Below are 26,181 nucleotides of genomic sequence, written 5' to 3'. Positions count from 1 at the left end.
ACCCCGACAAGCGCCGCGGTGCGCTGCCACGCCCGTCGCGCACTACATGGGCCCTTCGGCCGCCGTCGTGCCGAGCAGCCCGGCCAGTTCCGCGACGGTGTCCGGGCCGACCCGGCAGCAGCCGCCGATCAGCCGGGCCCCGGCGTCCAGCCAGGCCCTTGCCCCGCCCGGTTCGAACGTGGGGGCACCGACCCATCCCCGGCCCCCCGCGTCCCACCGCTCGCCGCTGTTCGGGTAGACCACGACCGGCTTCCCGGTCACCTCGGCGGCCACCCGCACCGCCCGGCCGGCATCCGCCGGATCGCAGCAGTTCACCCCCACGGCCACCACCTCGTCGTGCCCCCGGACCAGCCCGAAGGCCGTCTCCAACGGCTGGCCCGCCCGGGTGCGGTCGCCCGCCACGCTGTACGAGAGCCAGACCGGCAGCCCGCACCCCTCGACCGCCCGCAGCAACGCCTCGGCCTCGTCGACGTCCGGCACCGTCTCCAGCGCCAGCACATCGGGCCCGGCGGCGGACAGCGCCTCGATCCGGGGCCGGTGGAAGCGCTCCAGCTCCCGGCCGGTGAGCCCGTACCGGCCCCGGTACTCGCTGCCGTCCGCCAGCATCGCCCCGTACGGGCCGACCGAGGCGGCGACCCAGACGTCCCGCTCCACCGCACCGGCGGCCCGCCGCGCCAGCCGGACGCTGCGGGCGAACAGCCCGGCCGCCTCCGCCCGTCCGATCCCCCGCCGCGCGAACCCCTCGAAGGTCGCCTGGTAGCCGGAGGTGATGAGCACCTGTGCACCCGCACGCACATAGGCGGTGTGCGCCGCCTCGATCTGTCCGGGCCCGTCGGTCAGCAGGCGGGCAGACCACAGGGCGTCGGACAGGTCGCAGCCCTGCGCCTCCAGTTGGTTGGACAGGCCCCCGTCCAGCAGGACCGGCCCCGTCGCGAGAGCCCGCGCGAGCGTACGGACGGGCACACCACCGGGCGCACCGGCCGGCGCATCGACAGACGTACCGACAGGCGCACCGGCCGGCGCATCGACAGACGTACCGACAGGCGCATCAGCCGGCGTATCGACAGACGTACCGGCCGGCGTACCGGCGGGCGGGCGTCGGGGCGGTGGGCCGTCGGCCCGGCGGGCGGGATGCACAGGCGACTCCCTCTGTCCGTGTGTCCTGATCCTCGCGCTGTCCTCGGCCCCGGCGGCTCAGCCGAGCTGGGACTGGACCTGCGCGGAGATCAGCTCCAGGTGCTCCAGGTCGTCGAGGTCCAGCACCTGGAGGTAGATCCGGGACGAGCCGATCGCGCCGTACCGGCCGATCTTGTCGACCACCTCGGCGGGCGAGCCCGCGAGCCCGTTCGCCTTCAGCTCCGCCACCTCACGCCCGATGACGGAGGCGCGGCGTGCCACCTCGGCGTCGTTCTTGCCGACGCAGACCACCAGGGCGTTGGAGTACACCAGGTCGTCCGGTGCGCGGCCGGCCGCCGTTGCCGCGTCCCTGACCCGGCCGAACTGCTTCTCGCTGTCCTCCAGCGACGCGAAGGGGATGTTGAACTCGTCCGCATAGCGGGCGGCCAGTCGCGGTGTACGCGTCGCACCGTGGCCACCGATCAGCACCGGCACCTTGGCCTGCGCCGGCTTGGGCAGCGCGGGCGAATCGGTGAGCTGGTAGTAGGTGCCGTCGAAGTCGAACGTCTTGCCGACCTCGGTCGCCCAGAGCCCGGTGATGATCTCCAGCTGCTCCTCCAGCCTGCCGAACTTCTCCTTGGGGAACGGAATGCCGTAGGCCTTGTGCTCCTCCTCGAACCAGCCCGCGCCAAGACCAAGCTCGACGCGCCCGCCGGACATCCGGTCGACCTGCGCGACCTGGATGGCGAGCACACCGGGAAGCCGGAAGGTCCCCGCGGTCATCAGCGTGCCGAGCCGGATCCGCTTGGTCTCACGCGCCAGCCCGGCCAGGGTGATCCAGGCGTCGGTCGGGCCGGGCAGTCCGTCCCCCGGCCCCATGCGGAGGTAGTGGTCGGAGCGGTAGAAGGCGTCGAAGCCGAGGTCCTCGGTGGCCTTGGCGACGGTGAGCAGGGTGTCGTAGTCGGCCCCTTGCTGGGGCTCGGTGAAGATTCGAAGATCCATGCATCCATCCTGCACCTCCGGCCATCGGTCGCTCCGCTCCTCCCGTCTCCCCGGCGCCGTCGCCGCCGGACTCCGGCAGGGTCACCCGCCCCCTTCCCGTCCCGGCACCCTCCCCGAAGCCGCACGGTCACTCCCGGAGCCTCGCGCGACCCCGGCCGGCCGCGGTCGTACCCGCCGTCCCGCCGACCCCGCTGCCACCGTCGGCCGCGCCGTACGCCTCGTACGCGCCGTACGCCTCGTACGCGCCGTTCGCCCCGTGCGCGCCGTACGGGCCGTCCCGCCCCCGGCCGCGCTCCAGATCCTGCTGCCGCTCCCTTTCGTGCTCGTCGAGGCGACGGAGCATTCCGTGCACCCGGTCCATCGACTCGTCGGCCGCGTCGATCGCCTCCATGCACTGCCAGTAGAGCCCCTGCTCATCGGTCTCGCAGGCGACCCCGACCAGCGCCATCCCCACCTCCCCGAGCAGTGTGCCCAGCCCGGTCAGCGTCGCCCGGGGGTCGGCCAGCCCGGAGAGCTGCGCGGCCCGCGCCACCGCGGCCCGCGCCGCCGGATGGTCCAGCGAGCCGCTGCTCCGCCCGCCGATCTCGCTCAGCCCGCGCGCCTCTCCCCGTAACTCCTTGGGCCCGTCGGCCGCCAGGCGGCTGCCGATCGCCTGGGCCAGCGCCTGGGCCTGCCAGGCCTCCGCGATGATGTCCGGCGTACCCCTGCTCTGCGCCAGAGCACGCCGGCTGACTCCCACAAGCCGTTCCGCTTCCATGCGTTCCCCCGTCCGTACGAAAAGCCGCTCACCTCATCCATTACCCACAGTGAGGTCACCGGTACCGAAAAGCCAGGGGAATTCGGAAATCTGTGGACACTAAATCGATTGTGGACAAGTTGATCACTCCGAAGAGTGACGGTCACCCGTTTCCGTGGACTCCTGGCCCTCAGGCACGGGGAATCGGGACTCGTTCCGGTCGATCTTCTCCGACAGCGCGGAGAGCGCGTCGATGCCCAACACCTCGCAGAACTGGAGCAGATACGCGAGGACATCCGCGACCTCGTCCGCCACCCGGTGCGCCGTCTCGGGCCGCTCCATCACGCGTGCCGACTGCTCCGGCGTCAACCACTGGAAGATCTCGACCAGTTCGGACGCCTCGACGCTCAGCGCCGCCGCCAGGTTCTTCGGGGTGTGGTACTGCTCCCAGTCACGTGCGGCCGCGAACGCGGCCAGCCGTCGCTGCAGGGTCTGTACATCGAGTTCTGTCACGGCTCCAGGTCTACCACCGTCACCCCGGGCGTCTCCCGGGCCCGTTCGGCGTTCGGCTCCGTGACCGTCCCGATCAGTCTGAGGTGCCCGGTCGCCCCGGCCGACACGGCCAGGGCGAGCAGTTCGCGCAACTGCCCGCCGTCCAGGTCCCGGTCGAGTCCGTCGGCCAGCACGGCGAGGGTCTGCATGGCCGACGGCACCTCGCCCGCGGCGTCCACCGCCACCGCCCCGGGACCGGTGAGCAGCACCAGGGCGAGGGCGAGATAGCGCAGCTCGCCGTCCCCGAGCCGTTCGATCGGGGTGGCCCGTCCCCCGCCCCGCCCGAGCATCGCCCGCAGCGATCCGTCCCCGAGCCGTTCGGCGCCCAGCGAGGTCACCGTCCCCGCGCACCCGGCGTGCGCCGCGGCGACGAGCCGGGCATGGCGCTGGACGCACTGCGCGTGCGTACGCTCCAGTACCGCGGCGAGGTTGTCGCAGCCGCGTCGCAGCCGGTCGTTACCGGCCGGCACGGGGGCCCGCATCCACTGCGGCTGCGGTTCGCACGCGAAGACCGACCGCAGGGCCACCACCATCTGTTCGGCGGCGGCCAGGACCCGTAACTGCGCCTCGGTCCGGCCCGCGACCCGCAGCGGCAGCAGGGCCGTGCCGAGCCGGTCGTCCGGCAGCGGTGCCCGTGTCACGGGGACCGCGCCCGCCGTGTGCCAGGCCGCCTGGACCGTGGCGCGCCCCGGGTCGCGCAACGCGGTGGTGAGCAGGGTCTCGCCGCCGCCGGTGAGCCGTTCACCGACGATGCGCAGGGTGGGCTCGGCCTGGATGGCGACGTCGAGCCGTACCGGCCCGGCCGGGCCGTCCGCCGTACAGCCGATCCGGAAGCCGCGGCGGCCCTGCGCATCGGCCGCGGCCCCTTCCGGCACACAGGCCGCCGGATCCGGGAACACCTCGTCCAGCGGGTCTCCGCCGCCCAGCCGCGCCAGGGCCTCGTACGCCCGTAACGCGCTCGATTTGCCGCTGCCGCCGGGCCCGCCGAAGAGCGTGACCGGGCCGATGGGGAAGGCGGCGCCCCGGTGCGAGGCGAAGGCGGACAGCCGCAGCTCGGTGACGACGGGTCCGGCGGAGCGGACCGGCATGCGTGCGGCGAGGGACGTGCCGCCGGGCACGGTCGGGGCGGCGGACGGCGTCGGGAGGGTCTCGGGGCGGAGTGCAGTCATGGGCGGACGGTATGCGGGCCACCTTCAGGCGAACCGTTCCGCCTGAACGACCTTCCTACGATCGGGTTACGTCGGACACCTCGAACGCCCCGGCCCCGCCCGCCCCTGCGACCCTCCTACGAACCCGGAAGGCCCGCCGCCGTGACTCCCTCGACCTCCATGCCGACCGGGGACAGCAGGAAGACATTCCGGTCGACCCGGTGCATTCCGCTGCCGAGGCCGAAGACCACCCCGCTGGTGAAGTCCAGGATGCGTTTGGCCACATCCGTCTCGGCGCTGGTCAGATCGAGCAGCACCGGAATCTGCGCGACCAGGTATTCGGCCACCTCCCGTGCGTCCGCGAAGACCTGAACCCGCAGCACGACGAGTCGCCGCTGCTCGGCCGCTTCGGTCTCGTCGACCGTGCGGTGATCCACCCTGGACGGCCACTCGTTGCGGCTGCGCAGAGGTACGACCTGGGCAAGCCCCTCCCACTGCTCGTCCGTGACGTCGTACCTGTCGTACCTGCTCACCGGACCACCCCGTCTGTGCTTCGGTTGGCGTTGCGCCGGCTGCGCTCGCTGTTCATCGGGCAATTCTCTCGCCACTCACCCGTTCGGCGTACCACCGACACGGTTCAAGGGCCGATCGACACCGCCTGCTGCCCGTCCGCCGCTTCCCCGGCGGTCCTGTGCCGGTGGGCTTCCGCACTCATGTCGACGGGGGTGAACCGTACCGGAAGCCGGATCAGCGCGCGGTGGAAGGGGCCCGGACGCCACTTCAGCCCACCGGCCGGAACGGCCAGTTCCGCGTCGCACAGCTGGCTGGTGAGCTGCTCGATCGCGGTCATGGCGATGAGCAGCGCCGGCTGCTTCGCCGGGCAGCGGTGCGGACCGGCGGACCAGGCGAGGTGGGCGCTGGCCCCGGAGCGGACCGCGGAGTCCGAAGGACCGGGCGCCGAACGGGTGTTGGCCGCCGCGTAGGAGACCAGGACGAGTTGTCCCGCGCGCAGCCGCACGCCGTGGAACTCCGTGTCGTGCCGCGGGTAGTGGGCCCCGAGATTGGCCAGCGGCGGGTCCTGCCAGAGGACCTCGTTGATCGCCTCGTGGGCCGTCATCGCGCCGCCGTGCAGCGACCCGGCGTAGCGGGCGTCGGTGAGCATGTGCAGCAGCGCGTTGCCGATCAGATTGGTCGTCGGATCGTGACCCGCGCTCATGATCAGGGTGATCTGACGCACAGTCTCGTCGTTGTCGAGACCGGCCGGGTGGCCGAGGAGGTACGAGGTGAGGTCGCGGCGCGGCCGGGCGCGCCGGGCGGCGACCAGTTCGGTGACGACCTCGACGAGGTCGGCGTACGCGGTGGTGGCGTTCTCGGTGGAGTTGAACATGCCGGCGATGCCGTTGACGATGCGTTCGCCGTCGCCCGGCTCCACGCCGAACCAGGTGACGAAGACGTGCAGCGGAAGCCGTCGGGCGTACTGGGCGATGAGATCGGCGTCGCCGGTGGCGGCGAATTCGCCGATCAGGCGTCTCGCGACCCGGGCGACCTCGGCGCGCAGGACGTGCGGTTCCATCAGGGCGAGGCTGTCGTTGATGGCGTCGCGGTAGCGGGCGTGCACGTCGCCGTCGCTGAAGAGCGCGGTGGGCCGGTGGCCGAGCACGGGCAGGACCGGCGAGTCGTCGGGGACGGTGGCCTGCCAGGCGCGCGGGTCCTTGGTGAAGGTGTGGGTGTCGCGGAGCAGATCGACGGCGGCCTGGTAGTCGGTGACCAGCAGGGCGTCGATGCCGGGGGCGAGCCGGACGGGTGCGAGGGGGCCGTGTCCGCGCAGCCGCCGGTAGTGGTCGCGCGGGTCGGCGGCGAATTCCGGACCGTACAGGGCGAGGGGTTCCGGCGGTTGTACGTAGGGTGTCATGACGGGTCCTCGGGCCTGGGCATCCGGGTCAGTACGTGCTCGGCCAGCGCGATCAGCGCGTCGATGCTGCCGCGGCGCTCGCGGGCGTCGCACTGCACCAGCGGGGTCTCGGGGGCGAGGTCGAGGTGCCGGCGCAGGACCTCGTCGGTGTGGGCGGGGGCGTCGGGGAACCGGTTGACCGCGATCGCGTACGGCAGGCCCTGCTCCTCGACCATGTCCATGACCGCGAAGGAGTCGGCGAGCCTGCGGGTGTCGACCAGTACGAGTGCGCCGAGCGCCCCGCGCGCGATGTCCTCCCAGAGCGGCAGGAACCGCTGCTGGCCGGGGGTGCCGAACATGTAGAGCACCAGGTCGTCCAGGACGGTGAGCCGGCCGAAGTCGACGGCGACGGTGGTCGTGGTCTTGTCCGGCAGTCCGGCGGTGTCGTCGAACCGGGTGCTGGACTGGGTCATCGCCTCTTCGGTGTGGAGCGTGGCGATCTCCGACAGCGTACGGATCAGGGTGGTCTTGCCGACGCCGAACGGACCCGTGACGACGATCTTCATCAGGGTCCGGGCGGCGGGCGGCAGATAACCGACGCCGGTGCGTTCAGTGGAGGGAGCGGAGTCCAACGAGCAGCCTCTCGACGAGCGACCGGTCGATCTCCCCGGCGCTGGGGACGGGCGGTCGGGTGAGCAGATGTCCGGCGGCCGCGAGGTCCGTGGCCAGGAAGACGGTGGCGCTGACCGGCAGGTCCAGGTGGGCCGCGCATTCGACGACGGTGAGCGCCCCCGGTTCGAGCAGCTCGCAGAGTCTGCGCTGCTCCGAGCCGGTGTCCTGGGGCAGTCCGGTGTCGGTGCGTACGAGGATGTCGAGCCGGTCGAGCGCGGGACCGGCGGGCCGGGTCCGGCCGCCGGTGACCAGGTAGGGGGGTATCAGACGGCGCCCAGGGCCGGAGGTCATGGCCGGGCGGCGGTGTCCGGCCGGCGGGCGGGTGCGTTCATCGCCCGGGTCAGGGCGGTGACCTGCACCTGCATCTGGTACGCGATGTCGCCGAGCTTGGCCCCGGGGTCCGCGAACAGGGCGAGCGTGGTGTTGTTCCCGGCCGGTACGACGATGGCGAAGCCCTGGTCGGACTCGACGACCGTCTGGGCCAGGCGCGGCGCCTCGACGTCGGTGAAGGCGGTGGTGAACGCGCGGGCCGCGGCGTGCAGGGTGGCGGTCATGGCGGCGACCCGTTCGCCGGAGGCCCGGTCCAGGCCGGGCGAGGCGCCCTCGACGAGGCCGTCTCCGGTGGCGACCACTGCGTGCTGGACTCCGGGCAGCTCCAGCAGCGGGGTCAGCACCCATGCGAGGTCGCCGGTGGTGGAAGTGGGGGCGCTCACGTCTGGTCGTCTCCTTGGTCGTCCCGGTCGTCCGGGTGGTCGTGGTCGTCCGGTGCGGGTGCGGATGGCGGTCCGGCGACGCTCCTGCCGTTGAGGGTGCCCTGCTGGAGTGCCGCCCAGGAAGCCCCGGCCTGCTCGGGTGTACGGGGCACCTGTTCGCGGTCCGGGGCGGCGACGGAGGCGGCGCGGGCCGGGGCCGGGCGTGGTGCGCGTCGGCGTCGGCTGGGCAGCGCGGGTGCCTCGCCGCCGGCGGGTTGCGGCACGGGGGCGGTCTCCTGCTCGGTCGGGGCGGGAACGGCGGGCGAGGCCTGCGTCCGCACCGGCTTCGGGGCGAGGGCGGAGAGGCTGCGGTCGTCCTCCAGCACGGTCAGCAGATGGGCGGGGACGCGCAGGATCGTGCGCATGCCGCCGAACGGCGAGTCCTCGATGTGGCAGTTGAAGCCGTACTGCAGCACCAGCCGGCCGACGACGGCGAAGCCGGTCTGCGGGGGATCGCCCAGCTCGGTCAGCAGGACCTCGGGCGGGCCCGCGAGCAGGGCCCGTGCCCGGTCGAGCGCGTCGCCGTCCATGCCGATGCCCGCGTCGTCGACCACCAGGAACGCGCCCCGGCCGCCGCTCTGCTGGAGGGTGACCTGGACGTCGGTGTCGGGGTGCGAGTAGGCGGTGGCGTTGGCCAGGACTTCGGCCAGGGCGATGGCGAGGGGTTCGGCGGCGCGGGCGACGAGGGCCAGCCGTTCGTCGCGCAGGTGGTTGGCGACCTTGATGCGTTCGTAGCCGGCGACCCGGGACTGGGCGCCGAGCACGATCTCGACGAGCGGTGAGTTCTGGCGGGCGAGGCCGGGCCAGGCGTCGCAGAGCACCGCGGTGGCCTGGGTGCGTCGCAGCGCCAGTTCGTTGCGGAAGTCCAGTTGCAGGATGCGCGGGTCGTCGTACTCGTGCTGGAGCTCGTGCAGCAGCTGCTGGGACTGGTTGAGCAGGGACTGGATCTTGGCGGAGGTGCCGCGCATCGCGGCGCGGGCGGCCGCGTCGACCCGGCCCCGCTCCTCGACGACGGCGGCGCGGGCGGCCTGCACCGCCTCGGTGAGCAGCCGCGCGGAGCCGCCGTCGACGTCGGCCGCCTCCCGCAGTCCGGGGACCTTGGCGGTGGGGTGGGAGAGGGCGAGCGCGGCGGCGGGTATCCGCTCGCGGGCGAGCTGGCGGATCTCGTCGGTGAGGGCCGCGGTACGGGCCTCGGCGGCCTTCGCCTGCCGTTCGGCCAGCTCGGCGCGGGCCGCGGCGATGCGTTCGGCGCGCGCCGAGTTCTGTGCGCGGACCGCTGCCGCCACGGCAGCGGCGGCGGCGATCACCGCCACTATCCAGCCCATGCCGTCACCGCGTTTCTGTTGTCGGACCGGTCTTCCGGCCGGATCGGTGGCAGGAGTTCCGCGGGGCCGGCCGGCTCATCCGGACAGGCCCCGGTGCTCCGCGGGTCCGGCCGGCTGCTCCAATTCCTGGGCGACCACGGCGACCTCGGTCATCACCTGGAGCACGCCGGGCAGTTCGGAGCCGTCGAGCTGCCGGTACTCGCTGCCGATGGTCACCACCAGCCGCTCCGGAAGCCCCAGTTCCGGGTAGCGGCCCTCGCCGATGACCCGGCGGGCCGCCTCGACGGCGGGGATCCCGGCCGCGTGGAAGGCGTGGGCGCGCTCGCGCACGTACTCCAGGTACACGATGTGGTCGCGCACCCCGGCCCGGTCGAGGATCGGGCCGTGCCCCGGGACGACGGTCTCGGCGCCGGTCTCCAGTACCCGTTCGCAGGCCGAGATCAGGTTGCTCAGCGGGCCCGCCCAGTGCACCGGGTGGTCGCCCGGCTGCTCCGGGGTGGAGGAGAAGATGATGTCCCCGGTGAACACGGCGTCCTGGGCGGGCAGATGGACCATCAGGTCGCCGGTGGTGTGCGCGGACGGCAGCGCGGAGATCTGGACCGGGTACTCCCCCAGGGTCAGTTCGAGCTCGCCCGTGAAGTAGGTGGTCGGCATCACCGGCTCGGTCTGCGACCAGTCGAAGGGGCCGAAGTGGCGCGCGAGGTAGCCGCCGAGCGGGGTGGCCGGATCGCCCGAGGCGACCAGGGCGTGCTGCTGCTTGGGGGTGGGTTCGTAGTGGATGTGCTCGCGGGCCTCGCGCGTCGCGATGATCTCCGCGTCCGGGAGTACGCCCGCGCCCCAGAAGTGGTCCCCGTTGGCATGGGTGACGATCACCCGGTCGACCCGGACGCCGTCCGGCAGCCGCTTCGTGGACTCGGCCAGGAACTGACCGGCCAGCACGGCGTCGTACGGGGTGTCGATCCACAGCGCACCGCGGGGCGAGACGAGCAGACCGCAGTTGGCCAGCCCCCAGCCCCGTTTCGGCGGGAGCCATGCGTACAGGCCCCGCCCCAGGTCAACGACGTCTCCACCCGTGATCGACATGGACGCGATTATGCCGACCGGGATCCGGCCACGCGTTCGAACTCGGCCACCACGAGATCTCATTGGCTTGAAATCGCCCTACTGGCCTTGCCGCGACGCATCCACGGTGACCCTGCGAGACCGGCACACCCCACCCCCACCCGTCACCTTCCTTGCAATTCACCCCAATTCACCCGGCGACGTCACACATCTCACCGAACGCCCACCGGGCGGCCGCCAAACCGGAATGAGCCGATTACCCACCGAGCATGACCGAAAACAGTCGTACGGAGACCTTCGGGGACGGCACCGGAAGGCGCCGTCCCCGAAGGTCTCCGCAGCTGCGGACCAGTCGCACCGCTCGTGCGCGTTACCGGACCTGGCCGCCCTCGAAGTAGGCGATCAGCTCGGGGTCGAGGGCCGGCACCTCGAAGGGCGCACCGCCCTCGCGCAGGGACCGGGTCGCGAGCACACCGGCGGCGACGCTCATCCGCGCGGCGACCGGCGAGGTGTCGGTGACGCCCCCGTCGCGTACGAACCGGCAGAACTCCTCCATGATCCGGCTGTCCCCGCCGCCGTGGGAGCCGTCGGCCTCCGGCACCCGGTAGGTGATGTCCGCCTCGGCGCGGTATCCGCTGGGGCCGGTGTTCCAGACCTTGACCTCGTCACCGGGTCCGTCACCGAAGTTCTCCAGGCGGCCCTCGGTGCCGATGACGGTGTAGTTCCGCCAGTAGTCGGGGGTGAAGTGGCACTGCTGGTAGGCGGCCACGACGCCGTTGTCGAGCTGCATGTTCATCACCGAGACGTCCTCGACGTCCACGATGTGGTGCAGGTCCTTGCGGGCCGTCGGCGGCCAGTCGAACTCCCGCAGCCAGTTCGCCGGGCGGGGGGTGTCCGCCTCCCGGCGCGGCAGGTCGCCGTAGACGAGGAGGTCGCCGAGCGCGTTGACGCGGCGGGTGTAGCCACCGGCCAGCCAGTGCAGTACGTCGATGTCGTGCGCGGCCTTCTGGAGCAGCAGACCGGTGGTGCGGGTCCGGTCGGCGTGCCAGTCCTTGAAGTAGTAGTCACCGCCGTACCCGACGAAGTGCCGCACCCACACCGCCTTGGGCTCGCCGATGTCGCCGCGGGCGATGATGTCGCGCATCAGCCGCACGACGCCCATGTGGCGCATGTTGTGCCCGACGTACAGCCGGGTCCCGGTCTCGTACGCGGCGCGCAGGATGTTGTCGCAGCTCTCGACGGTGATCCCGAGCGGCTTCTCGACGAAGACGGCCTTGCCGGCCCGCAGCGCGTCGATGGCGATGGTCTCGTGGGTGTCGTCGGGAGTGGCGACGACGATCGCGTCGAGGTCGTCCCGGCCGAGGAGCTGCCTGTAGTCCTCGACCGCGACATCGGCACCGAACTGCTCGGCCTCGCGCCGCCGGACCTCGGGGTCGAGGTCGCAGACGGCGGTGATCGCCGAACCCTGTCCGGGGTGGTGGGCGGAGGTCGCGATGGAACGGCGCAGGCCGAGCCCGATGACGCCGAGTCGCAGGTCTGACACGGGGGTCCCTTCTCTGGCTGTACTGGTGGTGCGGGTCTGGCTGTACTGGTGGTGCGGGCGGTTCGTACGGGGATGGGGGTGCGGCCGTTGCTCCTGCACGGCGACACCCACATAGTTCACGACAGCGCACGCACGTGGCAAGAGTTGCTCGTTTCGTGGACCTAGTGAGCATCATTCGACATCGAATCGCCTCGGTACAAGCAAAGAAGCGGCACGCACAGAGAAAACGGCGGGGTGCCGCCCCGCGTCCGGGACGACTCCCCGCCGTCGGGCGGCCGGCGCTCACACCGCGATGACCGTGACCCCGGCCTCGGTGAAACGGGCGGTCGCCTCGGGGGTGATCCCCTCGTCGGTGACCAGGAAGTCGACCTGGGCCAGGTCGCAGACCCGGGCGAAGGCCCGCTTGCCGATCTTCGAGGAGTCGGCGGCCACGACCACGCGCTGGGCCTGCTGGGCGAGCAGGCGGTTGATACTGGCCTCGCCCTCGTGGTGGACGTAGGCACCGCGCTCGGTGTCGATCGCGTTGACACCCAGCACGGCGACGTCGAGCGTGATCTCGCCCAGCACCCCGCTGGCCAGCGGGCCCGTCAGCTCGTACGACTGGGGCCTGGCCACTCCGCCGGTCACCACGATCTTGATCTGCGGGCGGATCACCAGCTCGTTGGCGATGTTGAGGGCATTGGTGACCACGGTCAGGGTCGGCTGCCCGCCCATCCCGGTCGCACCCTCACCGACGACGTCGGAGCGCACCGCCAGCGAACGGGCCACCTCGGTCAGCGTCGTACCGCCGGTCAGTCCCACCACCTCGCCCACCGCCACCAGCTCGGAGACCGCGCGGCCGATGGCCTGCTTCTCGGGGGCGTGGCGGCCGGTCTTGTAGCGCAGGGCCAGTTCGTAGCTGACTCCGTGCGCCACCGCGCCGCCGCGGGTACGGGTGAGCAGCTGCTGCTCGGCGAGCTGGTCCAGGTCGCGGCGGATGGTCGCGGCCGAGACGTCCAGCGCCGTGGCGGCGTCCTCGACGTCCACCCGGCCGTTCTTACCGACGAGTTCCAGCAGCGCGTTCCACCGGGCATCCCTGGACAAGGCAACTCTCCTTACGAGCCCGGGCTTCGGGCACCCATCCCCTTGGGTACGGTCACCGGACACGCGCAAGCGTCGCACAAGGCACCGCCCAGTCAAGCCTCCTGCACGCAGGATGCTTGATAATGCTCGTAGAGCACGTATATCTTGCGTAAACGAGCATCTCACTACGAGTACGGAGTGCAAAAGTGTCATTTGTCGAGATCGAGACAGCCAGTCAGCCGGAGTGCTGGCGTCGCGCCGCCGAGCTGGCCGAGACGCAGTCGGCCGCGCTGCCCGCCACCGGCGAGCGCATCGCGGTCGTCGGCTGCGGCACCTCGTTCTACATGGCCCAGGCGTACGCCGCGCTCCGTGAGGGGTCCGGCCAGGGCGAGTCCGACGCCTTCGCCGCCTCGGAGTTCCCCTTCGGCCGCGGTTACGACCGGGTCGTCGCCCTCACCCGTTCGGGGACCACGACCGAGGTGCTGGAGCTGCTCGAACGGCTCCGGGGTGTCACCCGTACCGTCGCCATCACCGCCGACCCGAACACACCGGTCATGACGGCGGCCGACGACGTCGTCGTCCTTGAGTTCGCCGACGAGCAGTCCGTCGTGCAGACCCGGTTCGCCACCACCGCGTTCACCCTGCTCCGTGCCCACCTCGGTCTGCACACCGAGGAAGCGGTGCGCGACGCGGAGACTGCACTGGCCGAGCCGCTTCCCGAGGGCCTGGTGGAGTGCACCCAGTTCTCCTTCCTCGGCCGCGGCTGGACGGCGGGACTCGCCAACGAGGCGGCGCTGAAGATGAAGGAGGCGTCGCTGTCCTGGACCGAGTCGTACCCCGCGATGGAGTACCGCCACGGCCCGATCAGCATCGCCACCGACGGCACCGCGACCTGGATGTTCGGCACCGCCCCCGAGGGGCTGGCGGAGCAGGTGCTGGCGACCGGCGCCCGCTGGGTGGACAGCGACCTGGACCCGCTGGCCGACCTGGTGCGCGTGCAGCGGCTGGCGATCGCCCGCGCCGTCGCCCGCGGCCTGGACCCGGACAGCCCGCGCCACCTGACCCGTTCCGTCGTCCTCACGGACGCCTGACGGTCCGTCCGATGCACATCGTCGAGCGCGTCTTCCGCGATCCCGGCCGGGTCGAACCGGATGGCGTCGGTCCGGGGGAAGTCGAACCGGATGGCGTCGATCCGGATGAGGTCGGTCCGGATGAAGGCGATCCCGGCGAGGTCGATCCGGGTGAAGGCGTACGCGGTGAAGGCGTACGCCGTGAAAGCGCTCGCGGGGCTGCTCGCGGAACCCCTCTCGAACCCCCGCACCGGGGCGTTCGCGAGGGGTATCTCGCCAGGCCCCCGCACGGTCCGGCCGGCGACCCGGAGGTCGGGGTGCTCGTGCTCTCCGGGTCCAGCGGGCGGATCGAGGAAGAGCGGTGCCGGATCCTGGCCCGGGAGGGCATGACCGCCCTGTCGATCCGCTGGTTCGGCGGCTCCGGGCAGCCGCCGGGCATCTGCGAGGTCCCGCTGGAGACCTTCGAGCCCGCGATCGCACTGCTGCGCGCGGGCGGCGCCCGGCGGATCGGCGTGCTCGGTACGTCCAAGGGCGCGGAGGCCGCCCTGCACCTGTCGGTGCTCCTGCCCGGTGTCGACGCCGTGGTGGCGCTCTCGCCCACGTCGCTCACCTGGGCGAACGTCGGCCCCGGGAAGGACGGACGGGCCCGGCCCCACCGGTCCTCATGGACCTGGCGCGGTGAGCCGCTGCCGTTCGTCCCGTACGACGACTCCTGGACGCCCGCGCCCGCACGCCCCGAAGGCGGTCCGGTCGCGATCCGCGGCTGGTACGAGCAGAGTCGGCGCACGTTCGCCGGTCGCGTCGACGCGGCGAGGATTCCGGTGGAGAGGTCGGGCGCAGATCTCGTCCTGGTCGCGGGCGGCGACGACGAGATGTGGCCCTCGCTGCCCTGCGCCGAGGAGCTTGCCGCCCGACGCAGGGCGGCCGGGCTGCCCGTACGGGTCGTCGGCGCCCCAGGCGCGGGCCACCGTCCACGCCTGCCCGGCGAGGGTCCGGCGCCCGCCTCCGCACAGTTCCGCTACGGGGGTTCAGCCGCGGCGGACGCGGCGCTCGGGGCCGCCGCGTGGCCGCACATCCTCGACGCGCTCCGCGGCCCGTACGGCACGCGCTGAGGCCGGTGGGCGGGGAGACTGCCGACCCCGCCCACCAGGCCGCTCCGCCGGGGTCAGGACTCCTCGAAGTAGGCGTCCAGCACCGTGTCGAGCTCCGCCGCCCACTCCTTGAGGCTGCTCCTGGCCGGCGCCTCGACCTCGGCGTTGAACCACCGCCGGGTCGACATATGGACAGTGACGGTGAACCGGCGGCCGAACCGGGGCAACTTCACCTCGACGGCACCGATCTCGTCCCACCGGAAGTCGGCTTCCTGGTCGTCCAGCCGGAACCGGACCCCCGCACGGTCCGCGGCGATCGAGCCCCGGCGGTCGCTCACCTCGAACGAGGGACCGTCCGCCGCCTCCTCGCCGTCCGCCGCCGCGTCCTTTCCGCCCGCCGCCTCGTCGCTGTCCCCGTCGTCGGAAGCCTCACCGTGGGAAGCCTCACCGCCGGGAGCGGCGTCGTCGGCCGACCGCTCCTGCGTCGCTTCCGACTCCGGCCGGTCGTGCTCCGGACGGTCCTGCTCCGGCTTTTCCTGCTCCGCCTGTTCCGGTTCTGTCTCCTCCAGGTCTGGCTGCTCCAGGCTCGTGTCCGGTGTCCTGGCCGTGACGGGGGCCGTGAGACCGGGGATGAACGCCGGGTCTGTCCCTGCGGCGTATCCGGGCTGAGTGTTCGGATCTATGCGCTGCTCCACGGCGGGCAGTATGGCCGACGAACCTGTACCCGGCCAACGAGCCCGCCCGAAGCGGCTGTGAGCGCGCCGGTCCGTGGGGGCTTTACGACACCGCTCCGCGCGCCGGCCCGCGGGGCTTTTCGACACTCCTCCGCGCGCCGGTCCGTAGGGCTTACGACACCGCTCCGCGCGCCGCCAGGAGCTCGGTCACCCGGTCCAGCGGAAGCGCCGGGACGTGGTGGCCGGCCCGACCCGTCATCGGCTCCGCGCCGGTGAGCACATTGAGCACCGCCTCCTCCACCGACTCGACCACCGCGCCGTAGAAGGGGTCCATCCGGCCCCAGGGGACGAAGCGCATCGACTCGTACGGTGCACTGCCGTCGTTCTCCGGGAACGTACTGGTCAGCGCGGACGGGTTGGCCGTGGAGAAGGCCAGGAACAGGTCTCCGGAGAAGTGGCTGCCGGTGGTGCCGGTACGGGCCAGGCCGAGCGTCACCCGGCGGGCCAGCGCCTTGCACTGACCCGGCAGCAGCGGTGCGTCGGTCGCCACCACCACGATCACCGAGCCCGCGCCGGGCGGCACCGGGCGCTCCCCGTCGGCCGTCGCCCCGGGGGCCACCCGGGGCGCCGCCGACCCGGCCGGGTCGGCGAGCTCGCGGCCCACCGGTACACCGGACACCACCAGTTCGCGCAGTGCGCCGAAGTTGGCCTGGACGAAGGCTCCGACGGTGTACCGGTCCTCGCCGTACTCCACCACGCGCGACGCGGTGCCCGAGCCGCCCTTGAAGCCGTAGCAGCGCATGCCCGTCCCGCCGCCGACACACCCTTCCTCGACCGGGCCGGAGACCGCCGCCTCGATCGCCTCCGCCGCGTGGCGGGACTCCACGGCCGAGCCGTGGATGTCGTTGAGGTGACCGTCCCAGGTCTCCGTGACGACCGGCAGCAGCCACTCCGGCGCCATGCCCCGGCAGTTGGCGCGGACCCACTCGACCACGCCCCGGTGCACCGGGCCGACCGCGTACGTGTTGGTGATGACCACCGGAACGGCGAGCGAGCCGGTCTCCTCGATCCACGCGGTGCCGGTCATCTCACCGTTGCCGTTGAACGAGTGCCGGCCGGCCGCGCAGGGGGTTCCCACACCGTCCCGGCCGCGCGGCAGCAGCGCGGTCACACCGGTGCGTACGTCGTCGCCGTCCACGAGGGTGACGTATCCGACCTCGACGCCGGGGACGTCCGTGATCGCGTTCCACCTCCCGGGCTCGCCGTTCAGGGAGATGCCCAACTCGCGTGCGCGCCTGCGCTCTTCGCCCGGGTGGTCTTCACTCATGCGGACAGAGATTACGGTGCGGGCGTGTCCTCGACAACGATCGCGGTCAGCAGCAGACCGCCCTCGGACAGCCAGCGGCCGCTGAAGACCCCGGGGACCGCAGGGGCTCCCGTACCGGCCGCCGGTTCCAGGTCGGAGGTCAGGATCTCGGCGGTGAAGCTGCCGTCCGGGCAGAGCTCGATGTCGGCCTCCTCGAAGCCCAGCCAGCGGTGGGTCAGCGGGAACCAGGTCTTGTACACGGCCTCCTTCGCGCTGAACAGCAGCCGGTCCCAGTTGATCTCCGGTCGTTCCAGGCACAGTTCGCGCTCGCGCCGCTGCTCCGTCGCCAGCGCGATGCTGCCGTGCACGTCGGCGGGGAGCGGCGCGTCGCACTCGGCGTCGATGCCGACGGAGCGCACGTCCGCCCGGTGGGCCACGACGGCGGCGCGGTAGCCGGTGCAGTGGGTCAGGCTCCCGACCGTGTTCTCCGGCCAGATCGGGGCACCGCGCGCGCCCTTGAGGATGGGGACGGGAGGGATGCCCAGCGATCCGAGGGCGAGGCGGGCGCAGTGACGCGCCGTGGCGAACTCCCCGCGGCGCTTGGCCACGAAGCCGCGGGTCAGCGCCTCCTCGGCGGGCAGGAGCACGGCATCGGGCAGGTCGGAGAACGCCTCTGCCACCGCTACCCGGGACGGTAGAATCTTCTCGATCATGGTCTCCCCTTGCCGGCTGGACGGCACCATCCTGCCTGGTGCCGGGAGCACACCCAACCGGCCGGGGTCACCGAGCCCCGAAGTGCCCGTGCTCACGTCCGGGGCTCGGGCACCGGGGCTCAGCTCTCGGGGCTCGGTAACCGGGGCTCAGCTCTCTGGGCTCAGGACCCGGGGTTCCGACTCGGCGAGTCCCGGCCAGCGGATCCGTGTGGCGCACAGGGACACCAGGATCGCCGAGGCGGCGACGGCGCCCATTCCCCAGACCAGGCTGCCCGCGCTCGCTATGAAGCCGATCAGCGCGGGCCCGGCCAGCAGGCCCGTCGTTCCCATGGCGGCGACCAGGGCCAGGGCGTCCGTGCCCTGCGCTGCCGCCGCCACGTAGATGCAGGGCGTCACGGCCGCCACGCCCAGGCCGACGCAGGCGAACCCGATCAGGGTCGGCACCACGCCCCCGGCCAGCAGGGCGAGCGCCAGCCCGGTCCCGGCCACCACACCGCCGACGCGGACGATGCGCCCGTCGCCCCAGCGGCTGCGCCAGCCGTCGGCGAAGACGCGGGCCAGCACCATCATGACCGAGACCACCGCGATGCCCAGGGGCGCCAGTTCCGCCGCCGCGTCGACCACGTCCTTCATGTAGAGAGCGGACCAGTCGTTCATGGCGCCTTCGGTGACCGTGCCGAACACCATCGCGAAGCCCATCCATATCGTCACGCGGGACGGCATGCTCAGCCTGCGGCGGCTCTTCTCCGGGACGGGATCCTCGGTGGGCGTACCGGCCTGGCTCTCGGCCGTGGACCCGGCCTGGGGCTGCTCGTCCTCGGTCAGCAGCCCCGACCTGGTCAGCCCGACCAGCAGGAGCAACAGGGCCGCGGCCACACCGAAGTGCACCGTGACGTCCGTGGTCAGCAGGTTCACACCGGAGGCGAGGAGCGCGGCGAACAGCGAACCGGCGCTGAAGGTCGCGTGCAGTCTGGCCATGGCGGTGCGCTGATAGGTGACTTCGAGCGCGGCGCCCTGAGCGTTCATCGCGACGTTCAGGGCGCCGACGGCGATCCCGTCGCAGCAGATGACGACGAGGGCGACCGGATAGTTGGGTGCTGCCGACAGTGCGAGCAGGAGCAGGCTCAGGGCCACGGCCGACAGGACCGCGAGCCGTCGTGAACCCATGCGCTTCATCAGTATCGCCACGAGGGGGAACGACGCGGCCGCGCCCGCGCCGCAGGCCATCAGCAGCAGGCCCAGTTCCGCCTCCGTCAGGTCCAGCCGGGTCTTGATGGCGGGGAGCCGTGATGCCCAGGTCGCGTACTGGAATCCGAGAAAACAGAACAACGCTGCGATCGCGAGCTGTGCTCGGCGGAATTGATCGTTGACGCCAGAAACGCCAGACATCGGCAATCAGCCCACTTCGTCTTCCAGAGTTGCCCGGTGCGAGGACGCACGGGCGGGATTCGTTCTCCTGCTGTGGGCGCCGGGCACGGCCCGGGACATGTACACCGCGTCCGCGCCGTAACCCGTCGGGGGTGTGACCTCCCGATGGGCCCGGTATCCGTTCGCCGCCCAGAAGGTGTCGCTGCCGAGGACGGCGACCAGGGAGATTCCCTCGTACCCCTTCGCCCCCGCTGTTCCGGTGAAATGCCGCAACAGGCCTTTCGCCAGGCCCCTGCCGCGGAACTCCTCGGCGATGACGAGATCGTGCAGATGCAGATTGCGCGAGTGGAAGACGACGTCCTCCGTCCGGTTCAGGTCCGGATACTCGAACATCGGATAGGGCAGTGCCAGCAGATAGCCCACGGTCCGGTCCCCGTGGTCCAGTACGAAGCAGGTGGCGGGCGAGGCATCGGCCCGGGACTTCAGGGCCGCCCGGCCTTCCGAGAGTCCGGCGGCGGTGTACGCACCGGCCTCCAGCGCCGCGACGGCGTCCCAGTCACGCTCCGAGATACGGCGTACGCGCATGTCACGGCCCATCTATCCGCCCTCGACACAGGTGTACGGAAGGGGATCGAAACCGTTGAATCCCTGGGTCATGTATCCGGTGGCGTAGGCGCCGCTGGAGAGAATCCAGACCGGGTCTCCCGAGGCGGCCGATCCGGGCACGGAAACACGGTTGTGCCGGTGGTCGTAGGCGTCGTCGCTGTCGCAGGTGGGGCCCGCGACAACGGCCGGGACGTGGCCCGTTCCGGGGTCCGAGGGGAACATCAGCCGGTACTGCAACTGATCCATCTCGTAAAGGCCGTTGAACTTTCCGCAGCTCAGATAGAGCCAGTGCTCGCGTTCGCCGTCCATCTGTCTCCGGGAGGACAGCCGGGACACATGTGCCCTGATCGTGCCGTGGTCGGCGACCAGATGGCGGCCCGGCTCCATGACGAAGTCCAGCGGGCTTTCCGAGACCGCCCCGAGGTGCTGGATTCCTTCCCGGATCACCGCGAACATCTTGTCCAGCGGAGGGTCCAGCGGGATTCCCCGGCTGTCGAGATAGCCGGCGGCGGGCAGGCCGCCGCCGAGATTGATGTGGTCCGGATGGATACCTCGGCGGTTCAGTTCGGTGAGCACATCGGCGATGCGCTCGAAGGCGTCCTGCCAGGCTTCCGATGTCATCTGCTGAGAGCCGACGTGGACGGACAGGCCGGCCGGTGTCAGTCCGGCCGACCGCGCGGCCTCCATGACGAGCACCGCATCGGTCCCGGAGCAGCCGAATTTCCGGCTGAGGCCCCAGAGTGCGCCCTCGCCACTGGTGGCCAGTCTGCAGAAGACCCGGGATCCGGCGGCGTGGGCCGCTGTCGCCGCCACGTCCTCCAGGCTGTCGGTCGCGAAGGTCCGCACGCCGAGGCGGTGTGCTTCGGCGATGTTCCCGTCGGACTTGATGGTGTTGCCGTAATGGATCCGGTCGGCCGGCACACCGGTCCTGAGGGCCTGCGCGATCTCGTTGGGGCTCGCCGCGTCGAATCCGGACCCCTTCTCCGCGAGCCGGGACAGAACCTCGTCCACGGGGCAGGACTTCATGGCGAACCGGACGGAGATGCCGGGCAACTCCCGTAACAGTGAGTCGTATTGCGCTTCGATTCCGGCGAGATCGAAGACGATCAGGTCCTCGTCGGTGGCTTCGAGCGCAGCGCGCGTATGGGCGTTCAGTTGGGCGTTCAGATGCATGATGATCCGGGCCCGCCTAGCGGCTCGACCGGTGAATGCCGGTGGATGCGGCAGGCCGGTGGACAGCGGTGGATCCGGCAGGCCGATGGATATCGCCAGATCCAGCCGGCCGATGGACATCGACGGATCCGGCAGGCCGGTGAACGGGGGTGGATCTGCTCGCCCGCACCAGGGAGTGCCAGGCCTCGGTCAGCAGCGCGAAGTTCTCGATGTCCGCCCGGGCCTCTTCGAGCAGCCGTCGGCCTCGCGATGCCAGGGTTTCGGCGAACTCGGCGTATCTGCCGCCCAGTCGGCGGTAGGAGCGCTCGATGACGTCCAGCCGGTGCACGTTCTCCTCGCGGTCCGCCCCGGCGCTCTGCCTCGCCAGCCCGGCCACCGTTTCCGGGCGTACGTGGAAGTCGTCGTCGAGCAGTGCGGCACCGGCCGCCGCCATCCGCTCGTAGATGAAGTTGAAGTAGAGCATCGACAGGAAGAACTTCGTGAACCGCAGCTGATAGGCCATGAACCCGGCGTCGGTGCGCCGCTCGGCCGTGTAGTGGTTCACGATGTTGCGGTTGTGCAGTACGCCGGGGAGTGTGCCGTCGTGCACCAGGTGCATCAGGAAGTAGTCGCTGCCGATGGTGTCGGTCGCGGGTGGCAGTGGCACCCGCTCGTACACCTCGTCCAGGAAGCTGATGTTGCACATGTCCACCCGCATGGGATCGACATGGGTCAGGGTCGAGTGGTCGCGGACGAACGGGTCGGTGCCCGCTCCCCGGAAGGACTCCTCCACCAGTTCCCGCTTCTGCTCGTCCGGCCAGTGGCGAGGAGCCCACAGGCTGACGACGTCGTGGTAGATGTCGTTGTCCAGCCGGGCTATCTCACCGATGTCCACCGAGAGTTCGCCCACGAAGGAACTGCCCACCATCGCCACCGGCTTGGCCATGTGTGCCTGGTCGAGCACCGTCTCGGACACACCGCCCGCCGCGGCGGCCGCTCTCTTCCCGAGCGAGGTCAGCTCATGGTGGATCGGAAAGACCGTCTCGCCGTTCAGAACCTGATACGTGCTGTCGGAGTCCCTGCGGTGCACCGAACGGCAGCCGAGCGCGGCGGCGATCAGGAACGCACGGTTGGTGCAGGCGCCGTAGGAGACGCCGGACGGGAGCATGAGGTCGAGCAGCAGATCCGGCTCGGCGGCACCGGAGCGCCGGACGACCCGGCGCAGGAAGTCCCGCTGTTGTGTTTCGTCGAGGTGGTGCGTGATCACGTTCGGGGCCCGGCGGGCCTTGGCGACCACCTCGGCATGCTCGGCGAACGCGTCCTTTCCGGAGGAGTCCAGGATCAGCAGATGCACCTCGACACCGAAGTGGCCGGCCGCGTGGTCCGCCTCCTCGCCGATGTCCGAAATCGCGGCGGCGCAGGGCCGGTTGGTCGGAAGGGTCAGGCAGATACGGCGCATGCCGGCTCCTCCTCCGACTCTTCGGGTTCCCGCTCGTTCCAGGAAGTCAGCCCCAGCAGCCGCTCGCCGAGGCCGTTCAGCGCGGCGGTGCCGTACCTGAGGGATTCGTGCCGGGTGGCGTCGCCGACCAGCGTCCTGTTCCAGTCCGGCGTGCTGAGCCGGCGCCACGAATCGATCCGGGACCGCCTCAGGTCTTCGTGCGATTCGAGCGCGGGCATCATGGAGAGGTACTGCACCGCGCGCACCCCGTTCTCCGAGGTGTTGCGTGCCACCCCGTGCGCGAGCAGCCCGTTCCAGATGAGAAGATCCCCGGCCCTCAAGTCGGGCCGCACCACGGGGAATTCGCTCCGGTCGGCGTCCGGCCTGATCGGGTCGCGATCCGCCGGCTGAGCGATCTTCCACTCCTCGAACCGGCGGAACAGCTCGGGCGAGCACTGGAAACCGCCCAGCTCGGGCCGGGTGTCGTTGAGCGCGATGATCCCCTGGACCCGTTGCGGCAGAACGCCGAGCGTGGTGTCGACATCCCAGTGCAGCTCGATGTCGAAGCCCTTGTCCGTGGGCGCGATGAGCGCGCGGTCACGGTTCTTGATGTTGGGGGGATTGAGGTTGAGCCGGTCCAGCGTCACCCACAGCTCTTCGCAGTCCCAGACGTCGACGAACGCGTCGTACACGCGCCGGGCCTGCCGGCTGTCCCAGAGGAGCTGGTGGTGGTACGCCTCGACGAAGCCGTAGACATGCAGCTCCCGGTCCAGGTCGTTCCGGAACGTCCGGTCCTCGTACCAGCTCTCGGGCCGTGCCGGGTCGAGCCCCTGGAAGTCCCAGGTGAACTCCAGCAGGCGCCGTGCCGCCGCGGCGGGAATGGCCTCCCTGACGATGACGTACCCATAGGTCTGCCAGAAGTCGAAATCCTCCTGGGACAGCACCCGGAGCTCCTGCGACTTGCGGATGTCCCTCAGTGGCGTCTGCGTCAGATACGCCTCGCCGTCCGAGCTGAAGTAGGGGAGATCCGAGGGGGCTCGATGCAGATACGGGGTGGGCGTCGGCATGCGGTCGCTCCAGGTTCGAAGTTCTCGGTGACTGAGCGGACCGGCCGCTCCCCCAGCGCATCCGGTCCGGGCACATCACCGCGGTGGGTGCCGGGGAACGGCCTCGGCGCGGCCGCCGTGACCGGCGGGCGTCGGGCCGGGCCACGGGCCGGGCCCGAGCACTTCCCCACCTCGACCCTTGTCGACAGCAGTGGGGCGGACAAGCCTTTCGGTGTACGCCGAATCACCTCGGAGAGGGCTCCGCACCAGCCAATTGACCTACCGTCACGCCTGCGCGACGCCGCCTCCGGCCTCACTGATTCATCAGGCACTGCGTGAGTGTGACGCCCGAACGGTTCAGCTCGTACAGGACGCGGGTGCCGGCCCGGTGGCGTTGCACGACGCCTGCGGAGACGAGGGCCGAGAGGTGCTGCGAGACCGTGCTCGCGGCCAGTCCCAGTTGGTCGGCGAGCGCGGAGGTGGTGATCGGTACGGCCAGCTCGCGGACCACGGACGCACGCCCCCGGCCCAGCAGGATCGCCAGCCGGTCCTCGCGCGGGGACTGCGCGGCACCGTCCCGTTCCCCACCGGTGTGCAGGAGTCCCGCTCCCCGCGCAGCGAAGGCGACCACGGTCCGCCCCGCGGCGGCCGACCACCAGTGGGTGCCGTCCGCGAAGAGCATCGGCACCGCGGTCACCCGGTCCGTGCCGTCCGTGCGCTCGACCGGGAGCCCGAGATCACGGAGCAGTGCCGCGCCCCCGCCCATCGCCAGGGTGCGCGAGCGGAAGAGGATCTCCTCCTCCAGACAGCGGGCCAGTCCGCCCCCGCGGGGCTCGATCGCGGTTCGCCAGAAGTTCGCCAGCTCCACGGCCAAGTAGCTCAGTTGCGTTTCCGGTTCGCGGATCAGAGCGGCGATCAGGGGGTCGTCGAAGGCCTGCGGGTATTCGCGGGCCAGCTCGTCACGGACGAGCCCGGCAGGGGTACGCGCCAGGCCGTCCAGCTCGTCCGCGACATTCGCCCTCCGGGAGGTGACACCCCCGGTCAGGAACGAGGGAATGCGCCCGCGCGTCCGGGCCAGGGCGACCACCGACCTCAGCCGCGGCGTCAGCGCACCGTGCGCCTCGCGGGCCCAGGAGGAGTGGGGCCAGGGAACGTCGGGGCCGAACCGGACCAGCAGCGCGGCGGCCCCGAACGCCTGCCACAAATCACACAACGCCAGTCGTACATCAGATAATTGACGGTCCATCAGTTCTCCACGGCAGAAGCACGTGACGGTTCGAGCATGAACCCCGCCCATTCATTGTGGTCCAGACCAATGATGAATGAGCTTTCGGCAACCGTCCGGCGACTGTCAAGGATCTTGTGCCCCAGGTCACACCGGTATCACTCATGGCAAACCGACGCGCGCGTATCGTGATCCCGCCAGGCCAATTGCCGTACGGGGTACGCCTGCCGGACCGAATCCCTTCGCCTGCCGGCAACCCGCGCGGGCATCACGGCACACCCGCACCACCGGGGCCCTACGGTGCGGTGGACCCGGCTCAGCGGGCGCCGGCGGGCGCCTCGCGCAGGGCGGTGGCGACGGACTCCAGCACCTCGATGGGGCGCAGCAGGTCCCCGTAGCCGATCGGCGGCGTGCCCGTGCGCGCCATCTCCAGGAACGCTTCGAGGCCGGGTACGCAGTAGTCCGCACCCGGGGCGAGGGTCTGCTGCACCATGCTCTGCCGGGTGAACGTCATCGCGTGGAAGGGGATCTGGTCCGTGCTGCCCGGCCTGACGAGGTTCACGACGACGCGGGTGTCACCGGCGGTGAACGAGGCGACGACCGTGGTGCCGGTGATGTCGGTGCGTACGCCGGAGATCTCGCCGGGGGCGAGCCTGAGCGCGATGTCCACCGCGTGGATGCCGTAGAAGAAGATCCCGCCGTGGTCACCGTCGGGATCGGCCGGCCCGGACACCACGACCAGCTGCGGCGTACCACCCTGCGCCGACCGGGCCACCAGCGCTTCGGTGTCGGGAATCCAGCGGAGCGCCGAGGAGGAGTTGAGCGGTGCGTTGTGGGCGCGTGCGGTGTCGATCATGGCCCGGGCGTCCGCGACGGTGCGGCTGAGAGGCTTGTCGACGAAGACCGGAAGGCCCGCGGCCAGCAAGGGGATCGCCTGCTGCCGGTGGTTCGCACCGTCCCGGTCCGCGACGACGACCGCGTCGACCAGCCCGATCAGGGCGGCGGGCTCGTCGACGATCTCCGCGATCCCGCCGGTGGCCGCCAGCGCGACATTGCGCCGACCGCGCCCACCGCTGAGCGCCACGACGCGCGCGTCGCCGGTCGCCCCGTCGCCGTTGAGGTGGCGCACGATCTGGTCGACATGGCTGTTGTCCGTGCCGACGATCCCGATGCGCATCCGGAGAGCTCCCCTTCGAGGTGACAGGTCTGTGGAATCACACCCTCCCGGGCGTGAGGGGCGCCCCTGCGCAGCGCAGCACCGAGTCTCCCACGGGGGACGAACGGGGCAGGAGGCAGTGTCCCGGTCGAACTGCCCCCGTGACCGTTCCGATGCCCTGATGGCCCGTCCGGTACCTCGTGCCGACGCGGCCCGGATCGAGATCGTGACCCACTGGAGGTCACCGGCTGTCGTCGGCTCCGACATGGAACCTCGTCAGTGCAAAGAGGATCACCAGGTCGAGCGCCATGACGGGGATGGCCCACGCCGGGTAGTACGGAACGAACATGAACTGCGTGATCAGACTGATCCCCGCCGCAGCCACACCGGCCCCACGGCCCCAGCTCTTGTTCGACAGGATCGCCAGGCCGGCGACGACGAGCGCCACACCGACCACGAGGTGGATCACGCCCCA

27 protein-coding genes are annotated in these 26,181 nt (G+C 71.3%); 2 read left to right on the top strand and 25 right to left on the bottom strand.

Translation table 11 applies throughout. The annotated features are described in order from the left end of the window. Positions 1 to 42: 42 nt before the first annotated feature. From mmuM to EES42_RS28125, 14 genes are all read right to left on the bottom strand, one after another. On the bottom strand, positions 43 to 963 hold the full coding sequence (mmuM, locus tag EES42_RS28195) for a homocysteine S-methyltransferase (RefSeq protein WP_124721093.1): 921 nt from the start codon (positions 961 to 963) through the stop codon (positions 43 to 45). Between the two features lie 231 nt (positions 964 to 1,194). Beyond that, the gene (locus EES42_RS28185) at positions 1,195 to 2,118 is read right to left on the bottom strand and encodes an LLM class F420-dependent oxidoreductase (RefSeq protein ID WP_124721091.1); all 924 of its coding nucleotides are present in this window, start codon (positions 2,116 to 2,118) and stop codon (positions 1,195 to 1,197) included. 127 nt (positions 2,119 to 2,245) lie between these two features. Beyond that, entirely contained in the window at positions 2,246 to 2,875 is a 630-nt protein-coding gene (locus EES42_RS28180) for a DUF6099 family protein (RefSeq protein WP_241196628.1), read from the bottom strand. Positions 2,876 to 2,998: 123 nt separating this feature from the next. Beyond that, positions 2,999 to 3,367 (bottom strand): nucleotide pyrophosphohydrolase, encoded by a 369-nt coding sequence (locus EES42_RS28175; RefSeq protein WP_124721090.1) that lies wholly within the window; start codon positions 3,365 to 3,367, stop codon positions 2,999 to 3,001. Further along, on the bottom strand, positions 3,364 to 4,494 hold the full coding sequence (locus EES42_RS28170) for an AAA family ATPase (RefSeq protein WP_241196677.1): 1,131 nt from the start codon (positions 4,492 to 4,494) through the stop codon (positions 3,364 to 3,366). Before EES42_RS28170 ends, EES42_RS28175 begins: the two co-directional genes overlap by 4 nt. Before the next feature lie 197 nt (positions 4,495 to 4,691). Next, positions 4,692 to 5,087, bottom strand: a complete 396-nt coding sequence (gene sepF / locus EES42_RS28165) for a cell division protein SepF (protein WP_124721088.1) — start codon at positions 5,085 to 5,087, stop codon at positions 4,692 to 4,694. 104 nt (positions 5,088 to 5,191) lie between these two features. Beyond that, complete coding sequence (locus EES42_RS28160; RefSeq protein WP_241196627.1) at positions 5,192 to 6,466, bottom strand: cytochrome P450; 1,275 nt, start codon at positions 6,464 to 6,466, stop codon at positions 5,192 to 5,194. After that, entirely contained in the window at positions 6,463 to 7,077 is a 615-nt protein-coding gene (locus EES42_RS28155; protein WP_124721087.1) for a GTP-binding protein, read from the bottom strand. Before EES42_RS28155 ends, EES42_RS28160 begins: the two co-directional genes overlap by 4 nt. After that, positions 7,055 to 7,408: a DUF742 domain-containing protein gene (locus EES42_RS28150; RefSeq protein WP_124721086.1), complete on the bottom strand. Its 354-nt coding sequence runs from the start codon at positions 7,406 to 7,408 to the stop codon at positions 7,055 to 7,057. The genes EES42_RS28155 and EES42_RS28150 overlap by 23 nt, the downstream gene beginning before the upstream one ends. Further along, positions 7,405 to 7,830, bottom strand: coding sequence for a roadblock/LC7 domain-containing protein (locus EES42_RS28145; RefSeq protein WP_124721085.1), 426 nt, complete (start codon positions 7,828 to 7,830; stop codon positions 7,405 to 7,407). The genes EES42_RS28150 and EES42_RS28145 overlap by 4 nt, the downstream gene beginning before the upstream one ends. Continuing rightward, entirely contained in the window at positions 7,827 to 9,194 is a 1,368-nt protein-coding gene (locus tag EES42_RS28140) for an ATP-binding protein (protein WP_124721084.1), read from the bottom strand. Before EES42_RS28140 ends, EES42_RS28145 begins: the two co-directional genes overlap by 4 nt. A 75-nt stretch (positions 9,195 to 9,269) precedes the next feature. Beyond that, complete coding sequence (locus EES42_RS28135) at positions 9,270 to 10,277, bottom strand: MBL fold metallo-hydrolase (protein ID WP_124721083.1); 1,008 nt, start codon at positions 10,275 to 10,277, stop codon at positions 9,270 to 9,272. 349 nt (positions 10,278 to 10,626) lie between these two features. Then, the gene (locus tag EES42_RS28130; RefSeq protein WP_124721082.1) at positions 10,627 to 11,799 is read right to left on the bottom strand and encodes a Gfo/Idh/MocA family protein; all 1,173 of its coding nucleotides are present in this window, start codon (positions 11,797 to 11,799) and stop codon (positions 10,627 to 10,629) included. A gap of 282 nt (positions 11,800 to 12,081) precedes the next feature. After that, on the bottom strand, positions 12,082 to 12,882 hold the full coding sequence (locus EES42_RS28125) for a DeoR/GlpR family DNA-binding transcription regulator (RefSeq protein WP_124721081.1): 801 nt from the start codon (positions 12,880 to 12,882) through the stop codon (positions 12,082 to 12,084). A 185-nt stretch (positions 12,883 to 13,067) separates the two neighbouring features. Here EES42_RS28125 and EES42_RS28120 point away from each other — a divergent pair, with 185 nt between their 5' ends. Continuing rightward, a complete protein-coding gene (locus tag EES42_RS28120; RefSeq protein ID WP_124721080.1) occupies positions 13,068 to 13,952 on the top strand; it encodes an SIS domain-containing protein in 885 nt (294 codons plus the stop codon). A 296-nt stretch (positions 13,953 to 14,248) separates the two neighbouring features. Then, entirely contained in the window at positions 14,249 to 15,043 is a 795-nt protein-coding gene (locus EES42_RS28115) for an acyl-CoA thioester hydrolase/BAAT C-terminal domain-containing protein (RefSeq protein ID WP_241196626.1), read from the top strand. A 53-nt stretch (positions 15,044 to 15,096) separates the two neighbouring features. Here EES42_RS28115 and EES42_RS28110 read toward each other — a convergent pair whose 3' ends face one another. The 11 genes from EES42_RS28110 to EES42_RS28060 all read right to left on the bottom strand — a co-directional run. After that, positions 15,097 to 15,717, bottom strand: coding sequence for a hypothetical protein (locus tag EES42_RS28110; RefSeq protein WP_124721078.1), 621 nt, complete (start codon positions 15,715 to 15,717; stop codon positions 15,097 to 15,099). Between the two features lie 151 nt (positions 15,718 to 15,868). Further along, positions 15,869 to 17,023: a DmpA family aminopeptidase gene (locus EES42_RS28105; protein WP_124721077.1), complete on the bottom strand. Its 1,155-nt coding sequence runs from the start codon at positions 17,021 to 17,023 to the stop codon at positions 15,869 to 15,871. An 11-nt stretch (positions 17,024 to 17,034) separates the two neighbouring features. Beyond that, a complete protein-coding gene (locus EES42_RS28100; RefSeq protein ID WP_124721076.1) occupies positions 17,035 to 17,715 on the bottom strand; it encodes a 4'-phosphopantetheinyl transferase family protein in 681 nt (226 codons plus the stop codon). A gap of 147 nt (positions 17,716 to 17,862) precedes the next feature. Further along, a complete protein-coding gene (locus EES42_RS28095; RefSeq protein WP_124721075.1) occupies positions 17,863 to 19,104 on the bottom strand; it encodes an MFS transporter in 1,242 nt (413 codons plus the stop codon). A gap of 6 nt (positions 19,105 to 19,110) precedes the next feature. Next, positions 19,111 to 19,668 (bottom strand): GNAT family N-acetyltransferase, encoded by a 558-nt coding sequence (locus EES42_RS28090; protein ID WP_241196625.1) that lies wholly within the window; start codon positions 19,666 to 19,668, stop codon positions 19,111 to 19,113. Between the two features lie 12 nt (positions 19,669 to 19,680). After that, positions 19,681 to 20,862, bottom strand: coding sequence for a type III PLP-dependent enzyme (locus EES42_RS28085; protein WP_124721073.1), 1,182 nt, complete (start codon positions 20,860 to 20,862; stop codon positions 19,681 to 19,683). Positions 20,863 to 20,878: 16 nt separating this feature from the next. Next, positions 20,879 to 22,300, bottom strand: a complete 1,422-nt coding sequence (locus EES42_RS28080; protein ID WP_241196624.1) for a DUF6271 family protein — start codon at positions 22,298 to 22,300, stop codon at positions 20,879 to 20,881. Further along, positions 22,282 to 23,346 carry a phytanoyl-CoA dioxygenase family protein gene (locus EES42_RS28075; RefSeq protein WP_124721072.1) on the bottom strand — a complete coding sequence of 355 codons (1,065 nt, stop codon included), beginning with the start codon at positions 23,344 to 23,346 and terminating at the stop codon, positions 22,282 to 22,284. Before EES42_RS28075 ends, EES42_RS28080 begins: the two co-directional genes overlap by 19 nt. Before the next feature lie 292 nt (positions 23,347 to 23,638). Continuing rightward, on the bottom strand, positions 23,639 to 24,571 hold the full coding sequence (locus EES42_RS28070; protein ID WP_164495348.1) for an ArsR/SmtB family transcription factor: 933 nt from the start codon (positions 24,569 to 24,571) through the stop codon (positions 23,639 to 23,641). Positions 24,572 to 24,866: 295 nt separating this feature from the next. Then, entirely contained in the window at positions 24,867 to 25,727 is an 861-nt protein-coding gene (locus tag EES42_RS28065) for a Gfo/Idh/MocA family protein (RefSeq protein WP_164495347.1), read from the bottom strand. Between the two features lie 220 nt (positions 25,728 to 25,947). Then, on the bottom strand, positions 25,948 to 26,181 hold a 234-nt coding region (locus EES42_RS28060; protein ID WP_124721544.1), incomplete at its 5' end, for a DUF7144 family membrane protein.

It is taken from the genome of Streptomyces sp. ADI95-17 (genome assembly GCF_003846175.1).
Lineage (GTDB): Bacteria > Actinomycetota > Actinomycetes > Streptomycetales > Streptomycetaceae > Streptomyces > Streptomyces sanglieri.
The sequence above is the reverse complement of the archived record's forward strand: the minus strand, read 5'-3'. Positions and strand labels throughout refer to the sequence as shown.

What these genes read in the sequence shown, in the direction of transcription:
- EES42_RS28090 (WP_241196625.1), bottom strand. Translation starts at nt 19,668, where the DNA reads ATGCGCGTACGCCGTATCTCGGAGCGTGACTGGGACGCCGTCGCGGCG.
- EES42_RS28105 (WP_124721077.1), bottom strand. Translation starts at nt 17,023, where the DNA reads ATGAGTGAAGACCACCCGGGCGAAGAGCGCAGGCGCGCACGCGAGTTG.
- EES42_RS28170 (WP_241196677.1), bottom strand. Translation starts at nt 4,494, where the DNA reads ATGCCGGTCCGCTCCGCCGGACCCGTCGTCACCGAGCTGCGGCTGTCC.
- EES42_RS28180 (WP_241196628.1), bottom strand. Translation starts at nt 2,875, where the DNA reads ATGGAAGCGGAACGGCTTGTGGGAGTCAGCCGGCGTGCTCTGGCGCAG.
- EES42_RS28070 (WP_164495348.1), bottom strand. Translation starts at nt 24,571, where the DNA reads ATGGACCGTCAATTATCTGATGTACGACTGGCGTTGTGTGATTTGTGG.
- EES42_RS28160 (WP_241196627.1), bottom strand. Translation starts at nt 6,466, where the DNA reads ATGACACCCTACGTACAACCGCCGGAACCCCTCGCCCTGTACGGTCCG.
- EES42_RS28080 (WP_241196624.1), bottom strand. Translation starts at nt 22,300, where the DNA reads ATGCGCCGTATCTGCCTGACCCTTCCGACCAACCGGCCCTGCGCCGCC.
- EES42_RS28185 (WP_124721091.1), bottom strand. Translation starts at nt 2,118, where the DNA reads ATGGATCTTCGAATCTTCACCGAGCCCCAGCAAGGGGCCGACTACGAC.
- EES42_RS28085 (WP_124721073.1), bottom strand. Translation starts at nt 20,862, where the DNA reads ATGCATCTGAACGCCCAACTGAACGCCCATACGCGCGCTGCGCTCGAA.
- EES42_RS28065 (WP_164495347.1), bottom strand. Translation starts at nt 25,727, where the DNA reads ATGCGCATCGGGATCGTCGGCACGGACAACAGCCATGTCGACCAGATC.
- EES42_RS28150 (WP_124721086.1), bottom strand. Translation starts at nt 7,408, where the DNA reads ATGACCTCCGGCCCTGGGCGCCGTCTGATACCCCCCTACCTGGTCACC.
- EES42_RS28075 (WP_124721072.1), bottom strand. Translation starts at nt 23,346, where the DNA reads ATGCCGACGCCCACCCCGTATCTGCATCGAGCCCCCTCGGATCTCCCC.
- EES42_RS28100 (WP_124721076.1), bottom strand. Translation starts at nt 17,715, where the DNA reads ATGATCGAGAAGATTCTACCGTCCCGGGTAGCGGTGGCAGAGGCGTTC.
- EES42_RS28095 (WP_124721075.1), bottom strand. Translation starts at nt 19,104, where the DNA reads ATGTCTGGCGTTTCTGGCGTCAACGATCAATTCCGCCGAGCACAGCTC.
- EES42_RS28140 (WP_124721084.1), bottom strand. Translation starts at nt 9,194, where the DNA reads ATGGGCTGGATAGTGGCGGTGATCGCCGCCGCCGCTGCCGTGGCGGCA.
- EES42_RS28135 (WP_124721083.1), bottom strand. Translation starts at nt 10,277, where the DNA reads ATGTCGATCACGGGTGGAGACGTCGTTGACCTGGGGCGGGGCCTGTAC.